The 13,475-nt window shown below is 50.7% G+C and carries 17 protein-coding genes, 2 tRNA genes and 2 other RNA genes; 10 read left to right on the top strand and 11 right to left on the bottom strand.

From position 1 onward, the window contains the following. Positions 1–40: 40 nt before the first annotated feature. The 5 genes from LCD46_07995 to LCD46_08015 form a co-directional block, all read right to left on the bottom strand. Positions 41–178, bottom strand: a non-coding RNA gene (locus tag LCD46_07995) — RtT sRNA. 45 nt (positions 179–223) lie between these two features. Continuing rightward, positions 224–361, bottom strand: a non-coding RNA gene (locus LCD46_08000) — RtT sRNA. Between the two features lie 46 nt (positions 362–407). Further along, a tRNA-Ser gene (locus LCD46_08005) sits at positions 408–495 on the bottom strand. A gap of 137 nt (positions 496–632) precedes the next feature. Then, positions 633–1,310, bottom strand: coding sequence for an isochorismatase family protein (locus LCD46_08010; protein ID UOY72239.1), 678 nt, complete (start codon positions 1,308–1,310; stop codon positions 633–635). Positions 1,311–1,330: 20 nt separating this feature from the next. Next, on the bottom strand, positions 1,331–2,191 hold the full coding sequence (locus tag LCD46_08015) for a pirin family protein (protein ID UOY72240.1): 861 nt from the start codon (positions 2,189–2,191) through the stop codon (positions 1,331–1,333). 109 nt (positions 2,192–2,300) lie between these two features. Between LCD46_08015 and LCD46_08020 the strand changes: the two genes are divergently transcribed. Then, complete coding sequence (locus LCD46_08020; protein ID UOY72241.1) at positions 2,301–3,206, top strand: LysR family transcriptional regulator; 906 nt, start codon at positions 2,301–2,303, stop codon at positions 3,204–3,206. 241 nt (positions 3,207–3,447) lie between these two features. Here LCD46_08020 and LCD46_08025 read toward each other — a convergent pair. Further along, a tRNA-Ser gene (locus tag LCD46_08025) sits at positions 3,448–3,535 on the bottom strand. Between the two features lie 232 nt (positions 3,536–3,767). Between LCD46_08025 and ghrA the strand changes: the two genes are divergently transcribed. The 4 genes from ghrA to LCD46_08045 all read left to right on the top strand — a co-directional run bounded on the left by ghrA (position 3,768) and on the right by LCD46_08045 (position 6,683). Next, positions 3,768–4,706 carry a glyoxylate/hydroxypyruvate reductase GhrA gene (gene ghrA, locus LCD46_08030; GenBank protein ID UOY72242.1) on the top strand — a complete coding sequence of 313 codons (939 nt, stop codon included), beginning with the start codon at positions 3,768–3,770 and terminating at the stop codon, positions 4,704–4,706. Between the two features lie 84 nt (positions 4,707–4,790). Beyond that, on the top strand, positions 4,791–5,528 hold the full coding sequence (locus LCD46_08035) for a phosphatase (GenBank protein UOY72243.1): 738 nt from the start codon (positions 4,791–4,793) through the stop codon (positions 5,526–5,528). A gap of 21 nt (positions 5,529–5,549) precedes the next feature. Beyond that, positions 5,550–6,104, top strand: coding sequence for a molecular chaperone (locus LCD46_08040; GenBank protein UOY72244.1), 555 nt, complete (start codon positions 5,550–5,552; stop codon positions 6,102–6,104). Between the two features lie 96 nt (positions 6,105–6,200). Then, complete coding sequence (locus tag LCD46_08045; GenBank protein UOY72245.1) at positions 6,201–6,683, top strand: DUF1097 domain-containing protein; 483 nt, start codon at positions 6,201–6,203, stop codon at positions 6,681–6,683. Between the two features lie 43 nt (positions 6,684–6,726). On the opposite strand, the gene csgG is transcribed toward LCD46_08045, so the two are convergent. The 4 genes from csgG to csgD are packed head-to-tail and all read right to left on the bottom strand — an operon-like array spanning position 6,727 to position 9,068. Then, positions 6,727–7,560: a curli production assembly/transport protein CsgG gene (gene csgG / locus LCD46_08050; protein UOY72246.1), complete on the bottom strand. Its 834-nt coding sequence runs from the start codon at positions 7,558–7,560 to the stop codon at positions 6,727–6,729. 26 nt (positions 7,561–7,586) lie between these two features. Beyond that, on the bottom strand, positions 7,587–8,000 hold the full coding sequence (gene csgF, locus LCD46_08055) for a curli production assembly/transport protein CsgF (protein UOY72247.1): 414 nt from the start codon (positions 7,998–8,000) through the stop codon (positions 7,587–7,589). A gap of 23 nt (positions 8,001–8,023) precedes the next feature. Continuing rightward, complete coding sequence (csgE, locus tag LCD46_08060) at positions 8,024–8,413, bottom strand: curli production assembly/transport protein CsgE (GenBank protein ID UOY72248.1); 390 nt, start codon at positions 8,411–8,413, stop codon at positions 8,024–8,026. Between the two features lie 4 nt (positions 8,414–8,417). Continuing rightward, positions 8,418–9,068, bottom strand: a complete 651-nt coding sequence (gene csgD, locus LCD46_08065; GenBank protein ID UOY72249.1) for a transcriptional regulator CsgD — start codon at positions 9,066–9,068, stop codon at positions 8,418–8,420. A gap of 760 nt (positions 9,069–9,828) precedes the next feature. On the opposite strand from csgD, the gene csgB reads away from it, so the two are divergent. The 5 genes from csgB to ymdB all read left to right on the top strand — a co-directional run bounded on the left by csgB (position 9,829) and on the right by ymdB (position 12,294). Continuing rightward, entirely contained in the window at positions 9,829–10,284 is a 456-nt protein-coding gene (gene csgB / locus LCD46_08070) for a curlin minor subunit CsgB (protein ID UOY72250.1), read from the top strand. A 41-nt stretch (positions 10,285–10,325) separates the two neighbouring features. Beyond that, the gene (gene csgA, locus LCD46_08075; protein UOY72251.1) at positions 10,326–10,772 is read left to right on the top strand and encodes a curlin major subunit CsgA; all 447 of its coding nucleotides are present in this window, start codon (positions 10,326–10,328) and stop codon (positions 10,770–10,772) included. A gap of 61 nt (positions 10,773–10,833) precedes the next feature. Then, positions 10,834–11,166: a curli assembly protein CsgC gene (gene csgC / locus LCD46_08080; protein UOY72252.1), complete on the top strand. Its 333-nt coding sequence runs from the start codon at positions 10,834–10,836 to the stop codon at positions 11,164–11,166. A gap of 160 nt (positions 11,167–11,326) precedes the next feature. After that, the gene (locus LCD46_08085; GenBank protein ID UOY72253.1) at positions 11,327–11,647 is read left to right on the top strand and encodes a type 1 fimbrial protein; all 321 of its coding nucleotides are present in this window, start codon (positions 11,327–11,329) and stop codon (positions 11,645–11,647) included. Between the two features lie 104 nt (positions 11,648–11,751). Beyond that, positions 11,752–12,294 carry an O-acetyl-ADP-ribose deacetylase gene (ymdB, locus tag LCD46_08090; GenBank protein UOY72254.1) on the top strand — a complete coding sequence of 181 codons (543 nt, stop codon included), beginning with the start codon at positions 11,752–11,754 and terminating at the stop codon, positions 12,292–12,294. A gap of 34 nt (positions 12,295–12,328) precedes the next feature. On the opposite strand, the gene mdoC is transcribed toward ymdB, so the two are convergent. Beyond that, entirely contained in the window at positions 12,329–13,468 is a 1,140-nt protein-coding gene (mdoC, locus tag LCD46_08095) for a glucans biosynthesis protein MdoC (protein ID UOY72255.1), read from the bottom strand. Positions 13,469–13,475: the final 7 nt, after the last annotated feature.

Consider the following 13,475-nt stretch of genomic DNA (forward strand, 5'->3'; position numbering starts at 1 on the left):
AAAAAAAGCCCGTACTTTCGTACGAGCTCTTCTTTAAAGATGGCGGTGAGGGGGGGATTGACTCGCTTTGCTCGCCCTGCGGGCAGCCTGTTCGCTGCGCTCTCAGTCTGTCCAACTGGCTGTCGCCAGTTGTCGAACCCCGGTCGGGGATTCTCATCCCCCCCTGCATGAGTGCAACATGCGAAAAAAAGCCCGTACTTTCGTACGAGCTCTTCTTTAAAGATGGCGGTGAGGGGGGGATTGACTCGCTTTGCTCGCCCTGCGGGCAGCCTGTTCGCTGCGCTCTCAGTCTGTCCAACTGGCTGTCGCCAGTTGTCGAACCTCGGTCGGGGATTCTCATCCCCCCCTGCATGAGTGCAACATGCGAAAAAAAAGCCCGTACTTTCGTACGAGCTCTTCTTTAAATATGGCGGTGAGGGGGGGATTCGAACCCCCGATACGTTGCCGTATACACACTTTCCAGGCGTGCTCCTTCAGCCACTCGGACACCTCACCATATTGTTTTGCTGCCTGACCGCTTGGGGGGCAACGGGGCGCTACTATAGGGAGTTGCGCTAAAACGGTCAAGCAGATTTTCTGCTTTAGTGCCTGTTCGGTTAAGCCTTAATCAGCTCATGTCGCTTAGAGCCGGATTAACGCTGTGAATCGAGCACTTCGCTGTTTTTAACCACGTCCTGTGCTTTGCCGTAGCTTTCGATCAACAGCTGATAAGCCGGGAAGATGTGGGTATACACCTCGGCCCACTTGGCCGCGTCTTCACGGTTCCAGGTTCGCTGGATTTCTGAGGCGACTGCCGCTGTATCCATTGGCACTACGCCAGCCTGGACGACACGAGCCAGGGTGATCTCTTGCGCCATTTTGCTGTAGGTACCAGACGCATCGATCACCGCAAAGACTTTATAACCATCAGCAACCGCACTAATTGACGGGAAAGCCATGCAAACGCTGGTGATGGTACCCGCGATAATCAGCGTGTTGCGACCGGTGGCTTTTACCGCTGCCACAAATTCCGGGTTATCCCAGGCGTTAATCTCTCCTTTACGTGGTACGTACTGCGCATGCGGCGCGTTGGCGTGGATTTCCGGGATAAGCGGGCCGTTCGGCCCCTGGGGAACGGACGCTGTCGTGATCACCGGGATCTTCGCCAGGGTAGCGATCTTTGCCAGCGCTGCCGCACGGGCACGCAGTTCCGGCATTGGCATATCCCCAACGGTCTGGAACAGACCGCTCTGGTGATCGATAAGCAACATCACCGCATCGTTCACATCAATAACCGGACGCGCTCCGTTGAAATTTGCAGGTGTGGACATTTTCTTCTCCTTTATTACGTTCAGATCTGGCCGAAGCGGCCGGAGTTGAAATCACGAATGGCTTCGTTGATTTCGCTTTTACTGTTCATGACAAACGGGCCGTAGCCCACAATGGGTTCGTTCAGTGGCTCACCGGCCATCAGCAGCACTTTTGCATCGCTACTGGCTTCCAGATGCACTTTGTCGCCTTGCTGGCTTAAGACGACCAGTTGCGCTTCACCCGCTTCAGCCGTGCCGTTTACCGTGACGTTGCCTTCCAGTACCACCAGCGCGGTGCTCCAGCCTTCTGGCTGATTGAGCGTCAAATGGCTTCCCTGATTCAGCGCAATATCCCAGACATTCAGCGGTGAAAAGGTGTGAGCCGGGCCGGTCACATCCTGGTAGCGACCGGCAATAACCCTCAGCGTGCCGCTGTTATCCAAAAGCGTTACGACTGGAATGTCGCTTTTGGTGATGCTCTGGTAGCCCGGTGCCGCCATCTTGTCTTTCGCCGGAAGGTTGACCCAAAGCTGCATCATTTTGAGTTCTCCTCCTTTCTGCGAGAACGCGCTGGAGTGGAACTCCTCGTGCAAAATGCCTGCACCTGCCGTCATCCACTGCACGTCGCCGGGGCCAATTACACCGCCTTTGCCCGTGGAGTCACGATGCTCGACTTCACCGGAATAGACGATAGTGACCGTTTCGAAACCCCGGTGAGGATGTTGGCCTACGCCGCGTTTCGAACCATCTGCCGGAAAGGTGTATGGGCCCGCGTAGTCCAGCAGCAGGAACGGGCTGAGAGGCTCCCCGTGCGTCTGATAAGAGAACATTGAACGGACCGGGAAACCGTCGCCCACCCAGTGCTGTCGGGGAGCGGTATAAACACCTGTTACGTTTTTCATGATGAACTCCTGATGTTCTGTTGATGCAATTAGCTTATATTCAGGTTTAATATCCCGGTAGATAGTGAAAATGGCATTCACTGTTCTAATAATGGAACGATGAGGATTTATGCAGGATCTCAATGACTTCGTCTGGTTTGTGAAGGTGGTGGATTACGGTGGCTTTGCGGCGGCGGGAAGGGCGCTTGACCTGCCAAAGTCCAGGCTAAGCCGCCGGATCGCGCAGTTGGAAGAGCGCCTTGGCGTGCGGCTCATCCACCGAACAACCCGGCAATTTACGGTGACTGAGGTCGGGCAGACCTTCTATCAGCACTGTAAAGCGATGATGGTGGAGGCGGAGGCGGCAGAAGAGGCCGTGGCGGCACTGCAGGCAGAACCGCGCGGCATTGTCAGGATCACCTGCCCGATAACCCTGTTGCATGTCCATGTTGGTCCGATGCTGGCAAGATTTATGGCGCGTTATCCCGGCATCAATCTTCAGCTTGAGGCGACCAATCGACGGGTAGACCTGGTGGGAGAGGGCGTGGATATCGCGATCCGCGTCCGCCCTCGCCCGTTTGATGACAGCGATCTGGTGTTAAGGGTGCTGGCTGACAGGGGGCATTGTCTGGTCGCGAGTCCGGCGTTGATTCAACGCATGGGAGAACCGATAGCCCCGTCTGAACTCAGTGCCTGGCCCGGGCTAAGCATGAACGAGGGGAAACATATTCATAAATGGGCGCTGTCCGGGCCTGGAGGTGCTAAAGCGGAGATCCATTATCACCCTCGATTGATCACCACCGATATGCTTGCGCTACGTGAAGCTGCCATGGCTGGCATCGGCGTGGTGCAGCTGCCGATTTTGATGGTGAAGGATCAGCTGGCGTCAGGTGAACTGATTCGGGTACTTGAGGCCTGGGAACCCCGACGGGAAGTGATTCACGCTGTTTATCCATCAAGACGCGGGTTGTTACCTTCTGTCAGGACGCTGGTGGATTTTCTGACCGAAGAATATGCGAAGATGGTGGAAGAATAGTTTATCCCTCTCCCTTGGGGAGGGGGTCAGAGTGAAGGGCTCAGACCGCACCGTGTTGCCTTTGGCACCGGGGGGGATTGACTCGCTTTGCTCGCCCTGCGGGCAGCCTGTTCGCTGCGCTCTCAGTCTGTCCAACTGGCTGTCGCCAGTTGTCGAACCCCGGTCGGGGCTTCTCATCCCCCCGCAGCGTGCAATATGCGAAAAAAAAGCCCGCATTTTCATGCGAGCTCTTCTTTAAATATGGCGGTGAGGGGGGGATTCGAACCCCCGATACGTTGCCGTATACACACTTTCCAGGCGTGCTCCTTCAGCCACTCGGACACCTCACCATATTGTCATCCCGTTGTTGTCGGGACGGGCGCTAATGTAAGGAAAAGCCGAACTGCCGTCAACTCACTTTTTCAGTAATTTAGCGTGTTTAGACAAACTTCAGGCAACCTGATTCTTAAATGTGCTGAAAGCGTCTTTTTTATCAGCAGCACAGTCGCGCAATAAATTTGTTATGCTGGCAATCCAGTTGAAAATCAAAATAATTCAGCGCAATAAAAGGCAGGAATGACTATGGATATACTCTTCTATCACCCCACGTTTGATGCGGCATACTGGATCAAGGCGCTTACCGCGGCGTTACCCGGCGCACGCGTTCGCGAGTGGAAGCGGGGTGACAACGAACATGCTGACTACGCGCTGGTCTGGCATCCGCCGGTAGAAATGCTGCAGGGGCGTAAACTGAAAGCTGTCTTTGCCCTGGGCGCCGGTGTGGACTCCATTCTGAGCAAGCTGAAGGCTCACCCGGAAATGCTGCCGGAAGATATTCCTCTTTTCCGCCTCGAAGACACCGGTATGGGCCAGCAAATGCAGGAGTATGCCGTGAGCCAGGTTCTGCACTGGTTCCGCCGCTTTGATGACTATCAGGCATTAAAACAGCAATCCCACTGGGAACCGCTGCCTGATTATCAGCGCGAAGATTTTACCATTGGTATCCTCGGTGCTGGTGTGCTGGGTTCAAAAGTGGCGGAAGCGCTTGCACCGTGGGGCTTTCCGCTGCGCTGCTGGAGCCGCAGCCGTAAGGATTATCCAGGCGTTAAGAGCTTTGCCGGCACGGATGAACTGCCGGACTTTCTCAACGGCACGCGCGTGCTCATCAACCTGCTGCCCAACACGGCGGAAACGGTCGGCATCATCAATGAAGCGTTGCTCAACCTGTTAGCCGATGAGAGCTACCTGATGAACCTGGCGCGCGGGGTGCATCTGGTCGAGCCCGATCTGCTGAAGGCCCTGGACAGCGGAAAGCTAAAAGGCGCCATGCTGGATGTCTACAGCCGCGAGCCGCTGCCTGCGGAAAGCCCTCTGTGGGCGCATCCGCGCGTGGCGATGACCCCACACGTGGCTGCCGTGACGCGTCCGGCAGAGGCGGTGGCGTATATATCCCATACCATCAGCGAAATGGAAAAGGGTAATGCAGTCACCGGACAGGTCGACAGGCAGCGCGGCTACTGAGAGAAACCCGGCGTTCGCCGGGTTTTTGCTAATATTCGCCGCTGATAACTGCTATCCTTTGGAAAAACCGCAGAGGAGAGAGAGATGTATCCCGTTGACCTGCATATGCACACCGTCGCCAGCACCCACGCGTATAGCAATCTCCATGATTATATCGCCCAGGCCAAGCTTAAAGGCATCAAGCTGTTCGCGATAACCGATCATGGCCCGGACATGGCGGATGCGCCGCACTACTGGCATTTTGTGAATATGCGGATTTGGCCACGTCTGGTGGACAGCATTGGGATACTGCGCGGTATTGAGGCGAACATTAAAAATACCGACGGTGAGATCGACTGCACCGGTCCGATGCTGACGTCTCTTGACCTTATCCTCGCCGGTTTCCATGAGCCGGTTTTCCCTCCCCAGGATAAAGAGACCAACACCGCGGCGATGATTGCCACCATTGCCAGCGGCAATGTGCATATTATTAGCCACCCGGGTAATCCAAAATATCCGATTGATATTCAGGCTGTCGCCCAGGCGGCAGCGAAACACCGCGTGGCGCTGGAGATTAACAACTCCTCCTTTGTTCACTCGCGTAAGGGCAGTGAAGCAAACTGCCGTGAAGTGGCCGCTGCCGTGCGAGATGCCGGAGGTATGGTGGCGCTGGGCTCTGACTCCCATACCGCGTTTACGCTGGGTGATTTTAGTGAGTGCCTGAAGGTGCTTAATGACGTTAACTTCCCGGAAGCGCAAATCCTGAACGTGACCCCACGCCGGCTGCTCGATTTCCTCGAGTCGCGCGGCATGGAACCGATTGACGAATTTGCCGATCTTTAATTGTGTAATGGAATAATAAAAATGAACGAGTTCTCCATCCTTTGTCGCGTGCTGGGTACGCTCTATTATCGCCAGCCGCAAGACCCGCTGTTGGTTCCGCTCTTTACGTTAATTCGTGAAGGTAAACTGGCGCAGAACTGGCCGCTGGAACAGGATGAGTTACTGGAGCGTCTGCAAAAAAGCTGCGATATGCAGCAGGTAGCGACCGACTACAATGCGCTGTTCGTGGGTGATGAATGCCGCGTTTCGCCATACCGTTCTGCCTGGCAGGAAGGGGCGACAGAAGCGGAAGTCCGTGCTTTCCTCTCCACTCGCGGTATGCCGTTGAGCGATACACCAGCCGACCATATTGGTACGCTGCTGTTGGCTGCATCCTGGATCGAAGACAACGCAGGTGATGATGAGAATGAAGCTATCGAAACCTTGTTCGAAACGTATCTGTTGCCATGGGTCGGAACGTTTCTTGGCAAAGTCGAAGCACATGCGACTTCGCCATTCTGGAGAACGCTGGCTCCGCTGACTCGAGACGCCATCGCGGCAATGTGGGATGAGCTGGAAGAAGAACACGAAGAGTGATTTAGATCACATTAACTCTGCAACTATACATTTCAACTTGCACGTAATGTGCTAGTGATCTCATTTCTATGGTGCGCTTCTGCTAAGATGCGCACCATGAACATATTACTTTGTATCGCATTAACCACTGGTATTCTCTCAGGGCTTTGGGGATGGGTAGCTGTGTCTCTCGGGCTGCTCAGCTGGGCTGGGTTTCTTGGCTGCACGGCCTATTTCGCCTGCCCGCAGGGGGGGGTTAAAGGTCTCTTTATTTCAGGCTGCACCCTGATGAGCGGTGTTATCTGGGCGCTGGTGATTATGAAAGGCAGCGCGCTGGCCCCGCATCTGGAGATGCTGGGGTATGTCATGACGGGCGTGGTTGCTTTTTTGATGTGCATCCAGGCAAAACATCTGTTGCTTTCGTTCGTGCCGGGAACTTTTATGGGGGCGTGTGCGACCTTTGCAGGGCAGGGTGACTGGAAACTGGTTGTCCCCTCGTTGGCGCTGGGGTTGCTGTTTGGCTACGCCATGAAGAACAGCGGTCTTTGGCTGGCGGCGCGGCGGGAAAAAGCGCAAAGCATCACTGCGGTGAGTGAATAAAAAAAGGCGAGATAATCATCTCGCCTTTTTTATGCGCTTCCTGTCAGGATTCCGGAGGAACTGACATATCGCGGTATTTCACCAGTATCGGGTTCTGCACATCTGCTTTGTTTTGCAAATCCCACAACCCGCGATCGATACCATCGTTAATTAAGAAGATAACGCCGGTTTCAATGGCAGACATCAGGCACATCATGACCGGTTCGTTAGAGGTGTAGCCAATTTCACCCTCCAGCAAACGCTGGTAGTCGATGAAGCGGAATACCCCAGCCTGTACTTCATAAGACAAAATGGTTTTGCTGGTGTTCACCGAAGAGAGCACTTCGCCGGTACTGACGTTAACCACACGCAGGTTAACGGCGATTTGGTCGAGCTGATACTGGGTATCAGCGCCGATACCGAAGTAACGTGCTCCTACACCACCCGATTTAACGTTACTTTCGTAACCGATAATCGAACCTTCAATCATGACATTCGCGGCTGCCAGAGATTGCAGAGGCGTCCGGTTATTGTCCGCGACGGTGCCATTTTCCTGTGCTGCACGAATAATTTTTCGCTCATTCAACAGGTTCTGTAGCCCCTGGCGTTCCAGAGGAATAAACCAGTGTGAATCCTTGAGTGCGGTAACCAGCATGGCAGTGGCGCTTTGCGGCACCGCCGTGGAGAAGTTACTTGCCGGGTAAGGTTTAAATTGCCCGGTTTCATCCTGAATGTTGTAAACAGAGACAAATATCTTACCGGTTGGTGACGGTAAATGTGTTAAATCACGATAACTTTGGGCCCGAGGCATTAAAGTAGGTTTTGCAGCTTCTTTAGGTGGAGCAGTTAAACAACCGCTCAATAAGCACACTGCAACAAATATCAGGAAGCGCTGCATGATCATTGTCCTTATTTAGCTGTTGTTTAAAAATTAGTTGAATTACTTTGTAAACCGGAAACCTGGATTGTTGATGTTTTTCCAGTTTTACGATCGGTAACATTCAACTGGAGCTGTCCGTCCGTGTTGGCAATATCGACAATAAAGTCGTTGGTGACCATTCGACCAGGTTTACCGGTATTAATGTTGGTCAGTAACCCACCTAAAATCTGCGACTGAATAGCCTGTGTGAAGTTGTCCAGAGCAGACGGGGTATCAACGCTAAAATTCTTTAAGCTGGGATCTTTATAGGAGTTTTGCGCCTGAGCTTCATTCAGCAGGAACGCGCCGTTGTTAGGGTTACCGCCAAAGTTAGGGTTACGGAACTGGAACGTCATGTTCCCGGCCCAACTTATGGGGGTGATCAGCATTATCGAAACAACTGCATATGCAATACGCATGACAGCCTCCGCATATCGGTTCGTTAGAACTCGTCTTTTGCTAAATCGCTGGTGCTTAATAGGGCTTTATCTATTTGCAGGCGATTAATAGCGTCTTCTGATTGTGCCAGTGCTAAGGATACGTTTTTGTCGAAATCCATTTTGGTCGGGAATAAAAACGTTTGATAAATAACGGACTGATTAGCCGTTATTGTTATCCAGCTTCCCCATCGTGCACTGGGCCGCTCGTTGATTGTTATATTTCCAGTGTATGTGCTGTCCCATTTATCACTGAAGGCACGGTAAAAACTGTGCCCGATCGATGAGACAGTGTGGTCTGTTAACAATCCGGGAACTTCGACCTCGACGGCCTGCAGATTCCCGGCTGCGAGCAGGAAACTCGCTGCGGCGATCCAACTCAACGTGCGCTTCATGTGATTAACGCCTGAGGTTATCGTTTGCCCACGAAACCGCCTGAGTTCGGTTTTTCACAGCTATCTTCTTGAAAAGATTATAAAGGTGCGTCTTTACCGTATTTTCGCTGATAAATAACGAACGGGCGATTTCAATATTTGAAGCACCAATGCGTAACTTGTTCAGGATCTCTTTCTCACGGTGCGTTAGCAGTGCTGACTCTGAACTGTTATAGCGATAATTTCCGGAGTGTGTGATGAGGTAGCTGGCAAGTTTTTGCGAAAAATAACACTCTCCGCGCAATATACCTTGCAGCCCCTCTACTACCCGGTCCTCTTCTTCCGTGACGTAGAACACGCCATTGATATGCGGCCAGCTCTCAATATCCCTGAAAGGATACTCATCAGGCGTATTCAACAATAGCACGCGGATATTATTGTTTTTCCTGCTTAAAATATCCTGCCAGTAATGGATAAGCTTTTTATCAGCTTCCATCATATCGAGAAGAATAATGCTGCCAGGTGCAATATCATCAAAAGAACGTTGAATATTATGCAATTTCCCGTTCAGTGATAAAGATTGCTTTAAATGTTGTAATAACGCTGTCGCTTGCAAAGAAGGTTTTGTGATCAACAGTAATGTATGACCATGTAAACTATGGACTTCATTATACATGATGAAACCCCACTTTTTTTGGCACCTGGCAGCTGTCCTCCTGTAAAAAGAGGACACCAGAAGTACTGACAGATGTTTCACTGCTGTGTGTAGAATCAGACCATAACCCCCACAGGGAGGTAAATATAAAACCAATTTCGTACATCTAATTTCAATCTAGCTTTTACGAAGTTTAAAGCAAGTGTTAATCATGTAACTAAATGTAAAAATCAATATTAATTTGTGATAATTGACGATATTGAATGCCCCATTTTGATAAGAAAGTTGTACATGTAAATATGTGTGCACAGATTTTAAAAATCATACAAATATTTATAATAAATTGATTTTAATGCTTATTTTGTGTTTTTATCTGATTGTGGATAGGTATGAGTTCCCGATTTTTTCTAAGTCATGGAATGAACAAATTTCTGTCTTAAGAAAACTCGCCTCGTGTCACGCGATGAGAAAAATGGCATCCTGCCGTTCCGTTGAAACAAGGCGGGATCAAGCATGGACAGCCCTCGCGATGTTGTACAAGCTGGCGGAAAGAAATGTTTAATAAAAAAATAAGCTGTCCTGTTTAAAGCAATTTTTTCCTTAAATTACGACTTTGTGGTGATCCGACAAATAAAAATAAGCCGCGTGGGTGAGATATTTAAAATGTTTCAGCGGACATACTCTTCACCGTAACGACGCGTTAACACATCACGAGTCGTTTTAACAATATCATTGTTACATGGTTATGGAGTTCTTAAATAGCCAGGTCCAGGGTGACAACATGAAAAACATATCGTTATTTATGATGTTTACATTGCTGGGTGCGCCTGGATTTGTAACCGCGGCTAATTCAGATATGGCGAATGCTGAATATAATTTCGCGGTTAACGAATTAAGTCTTTCATCTTTAAATCAGGCAGCCATTATTGGTCAACGGGGCATTCTTAATGATGCTCAGGTCAACCAGGGCGGTTCAAAACTATTATCAATAGTTTCCCAGGATGGGGCAGGTAACAGAGCGAGAGTTGATCAATCAGGGAGTTACAATATTGCCTGGATCGATCAAAGCGGCAACGGGAACGATGCAGGTATTACGCAAGATGGATATGGTAATAGTGCGAAAATTATCCAGCAAGGGTCGGGTAACAGAGCAAATATTACGCAGTACGGTACACAGAAAACCGCAGTTGTAGTGCAGAAACAGTCGCAAATGGCAATTAGCGTCATCCAGCGCTAACTATTTCGCGACGACTTTAATCAATCCGATGGGGGTTTACCATGAAATTTATCAAAGTGGCAGCACTCGCAGCAATCGTAGTTTCTGGTAGTGCAATGGCTGGTCTGATTGATCAGGGCGAATGGGGTCATGGCCATGGCGGATACGGTGGTCCAAATTCAACCCTGAACATTTACCAGAACGGTGGCGGTAACTCTGCTGTAGCATTGCAGACAGATGCCAGAAATTCAGTTCTGAATATTAGCCAGACCGGTGGCGGTAACGGTGCTGATGTTGGTCAGGGGTCTGATGACAGTAAAATTAACCTGACCCAGAACGGTTTCGGCAACAGTGCAACACTTGATCAGTGGAACAGTAAAAATTCTACTATGAATGTTAGCCAGTACGGTGGCCTTAACGGTGCATTGGTCGACCAGACTGCTTCTAACTCAACTGTCAACGTTACCCAGATTGGTTTTGGTAACCACGCGACAGCTCATCAGTACTGATACTGAAATCTGTGCTACAAAAAAACAGGGCATCTGCCCTGTTTTTTTTCGGGAGTTCATCATGAATACCTTAATTCTCCTCGCCGCGCTTTCCAGCCAAATCACGTTTAAAACGTCACAGCAGGAAAATATGACCACCATTATTCCGCAGGTTACTCTGACGGAGCCGTGCGATTGCCAGGTTCAGATTGTCTCTGTGCGGGAAGGGCAGGGAGGGCAAAGCTCTTCTCGACAGCAAAATACACTTTTTATACCCGCTAATCAGACGATTGATTTAATGCGGTTGAGTTTAAATATTGACGCGGGGGATACGGTAAAAATCGTTGTCACCATTACTGATGGAAAGTCGCTCCATTTATCACAACAGTGGTCGCCAGCTGAGAAAGCGCTTTAATCATTCATAAAATCAATATGTTATGAATGTGGCGGGCCAGTGGCGTTGAGCTATGCTGATATCAGGAACTGAGAAGTGATGTTCCGCAACGTGAGACTTCGTTTGCTCTAATGAAGCGCGTTTACCCCTCAAGGACGATTTTCATTGAGGAGTGTATATAATGACCAAATATTTAGCTCAGCTTGCTACAGGCTTGGGTTTGATCGCTTCTGCTTTCATTCTCCCCGCTTATTCAGCCACCCTTGCAAATGGTGGGGTAATTCATTTTCGTGGTGCCATTGTTGCAGACCCCTGTGAAGTCACGCCGCAACAGCGACAGTTTGCCATGTCATGCCCGGATAATAACCGTATGCAAACGCGAATGGTCAGTTATGAAGAGGCACTTAATGGCACGGTGACCGATTCCAGCCTCGCCACTCTCAGCATGAAATACCTTAATCCTGAAAAAACGCTCGCGATTGTCCAGATCCAGTACCGCTAATTCACTCTTCCGCTCCGCGGCGGAAGAGGATGTTGTCTGATAGTTTTTTCTCCCTGGCTCCTCTGCGATACACTTAAGAAAAAGGCGGGTTGCAGAGGGGCTTTATGAAACCGCAAATTGAAATCATTCATGGCGATATTACGACCATGCACGTCGACGTTATCGTCAATGCGGCCAATCCATCTTTGATGGGGGGCGGTGGTGTGGACGGTGCTATCCACCGGGCTGCGGGACCGCAGTTGCTGGAGGCCTGCAAAGTCGTGCGTCAACAGCAGGGAGAATGCCCTCCTGGTCATGCGGTGATTACGCTTGCAGGCAATCTTTCTGCCAAAGCGGTTATTCATGCTGTAGGTCCCGTCTGGCAAGGTGGCGACCAGCATGAAGCGAGTCTTCTGGAAGAGGCTTACCGAAACTGTCTGCGGCTTGCCGCCGACAACGGTTACAAAACCATGGCGTTTCCGGCCATCAGCACTGGCGTGTATGGCTACCCTAAAGCGGCCGCCGCAACGATCGCCGTCGAAACCGTTTACCGTTATCTGTCGTTAAAACCGATGCCGGAGAAAGTTATCTTTGTCTGTTTTGACGAAGAAACCACCCACCTCTATCAACGGCTTCTGACCCAGCGTGGGCAGGAATCAGAAGCCTGAAAAAACGGTGGCGCACTCAGTGCGCCGCCGTTTTTTATGACGCTTTCGCGGCTGGTTTTCCTGAAAAGAGGAAGCGCAGGAGTGGGATCCGCAAATGGATTTCATAGAGTACGATGGCAACACCAACGACAAACACCAGGCCGGTAAAGAAACCCAGCGTGTTGGATGCAATATGCGGCGTGATGTAAGCCCCGAAAAACAGCGTCAGGGGATGATGCACAAGATAAATAAACAGCGATGCATTAACGAAGTAAGTCACGCGAGTGGACTTAAAGTTCAGCAGGCGGTGGCCGAGCGCGAATACCACATTGACCATCCACAAGCCCAGCAGCATGGTGATCACACTCTCCGTTTCATACATCCAGGCGTCGCCGCTACCGTAGCGCTGATTCAGCAGATAAGCCGCAAACGCGAGGGTAGCCCCCAGCGCGCACCATGGCGATGGAGTGGTAAACAGTGATTTAAGTTTCGGATGAATAAAGGCCAGCGCGCCGATTAAAAAGAACGGAATGTAGAACAGCGACTGCATCACCACGAAATTAAATAACCCATCGCTTAAAATCGGCGGATAGACGATAAACAGGATACGTCTCAGGGCGGCATAGGCGATCCCTAACAGCAAAAAGAGTACCGTCAGTTTGCCCATCGTAATATTGGCGAAAAAGGTACCGGCTTTATGACTCAAATGGCGGCGCAGGCGGCTAAAAATCAACACGCTGACCGTCGTAAGCACCACCAGAACCAGCAGGAACCACAGGTGGGACACCAGCTCCCAGACCAGCGTGTTGTACTTTTCATACAGCGTCAGATTTGGCCAGTTCTCCGCCTTGCCTTTGACGTATTGCAACATAATGAACTGCGGCAGCGTCAACAGCGGAATGGCGGTCAACATCGGGATACCTACGCGTTCCACGCGCACTTTCCACCAGCGCTTCAGCGGGTAACGCAGAAACAGCATGTAAGAGAAATAGCCGGATATGACAAAAAACACCTGCATACGGAAGGCGTGAATAAAGTCATTAAACAACGTCAGCCACCAGGAGGGCATCTGGCTATTAACATGCCAGGTGTGGCTGGAGTAAATCAGTGAGATGTGAAAGGGGATCCCCAATAGCATCAGCCATGCCCGGATCGAGTCGAGGAAATATTCACGTTCTGTTGGTGTTGAGCTCATATAACTT

Origin of the sequence: Enterobacter ludwigii (genome assembly GCA_023023105.1) — a bacterium.
GTDB classification, from domain to species: Bacteria; Pseudomonadota; Gammaproteobacteria; order Enterobacterales; family Enterobacteriaceae; genus Enterobacter; species Enterobacter adelaidei.

Coding starts and splice junctions, on each gene's coding strand:
- LCD46_08010 (UOY72239.1), bottom strand. CDS start 1,310: ATGTCCACACCTGCAAATTTCAACGGAGCGCGTCCGGTTATTGATGTG.
- LCD46_08015 (UOY72240.1), bottom strand. CDS start 2,191: ATGAAAAACGTAACAGGTGTTTATACCGCTCCCCGACAGCACTGGGTG.
- LCD46_08020 (UOY72241.1), top strand. CDS start 2,301: ATGCAGGATCTCAATGACTTCGTCTGGTTTGTGAAGGTGGTGGATTAC.
- ghrA (UOY72242.1), top strand. CDS start 3,768: ATGGATATACTCTTCTATCACCCCACGTTTGATGCGGCATACTGGATC.
- LCD46_08035 (UOY72243.1), top strand. CDS start 4,791: ATGTATCCCGTTGACCTGCATATGCACACCGTCGCCAGCACCCACGCG.
- LCD46_08040 (UOY72244.1), top strand. CDS start 5,550: ATGAACGAGTTCTCCATCCTTTGTCGCGTGCTGGGTACGCTCTATTAT.
- LCD46_08045 (UOY72245.1), top strand. CDS start 6,201: ATGAACATATTACTTTGTATCGCATTAACCACTGGTATTCTCTCAGGG.
- csgG (UOY72246.1), bottom strand. CDS start 7,560: ATGCAGCGCTTCCTGATATTTGTTGCAGTGTGCTTATTGAGCGGTTGT.
- csgF (UOY72247.1), bottom strand. CDS start 8,000: ATGCGTATTGCATATGCAGTTGTTTCGATAATGCTGATCACCCCCATA.
- csgE (UOY72248.1), bottom strand. CDS start 8,413: ATGAAGCGCACGTTGAGTTGGATCGCCGCAGCGAGTTTCCTGCTCGCA.
- csgD (UOY72249.1), bottom strand. CDS start 9,068: ATGTATAATGAAGTCCATAGTTTACATGGTCATACATTACTGTTGATC.
- csgB (UOY72250.1), top strand. CDS start 9,829: ATGAAAAACATATCGTTATTTATGATGTTTACATTGCTGGGTGCGCCT.
- csgA (UOY72251.1), top strand. CDS start 10,326: ATGAAATTTATCAAAGTGGCAGCACTCGCAGCAATCGTAGTTTCTGGT.
- csgC (UOY72252.1), top strand. CDS start 10,834: ATGAATACCTTAATTCTCCTCGCCGCGCTTTCCAGCCAAATCACGTTT.
- LCD46_08085 (UOY72253.1), top strand. CDS start 11,327: ATGACCAAATATTTAGCTCAGCTTGCTACAGGCTTGGGTTTGATCGCT.
- ymdB (UOY72254.1), top strand. CDS start 11,752: ATGAAACCGCAAATTGAAATCATTCATGGCGATATTACGACCATGCAC.
- mdoC (UOY72255.1), bottom strand. CDS start 13,468: ATGAGCTCAACACCAACAGAACGTGAATATTTCCTCGACTCGATCCGG.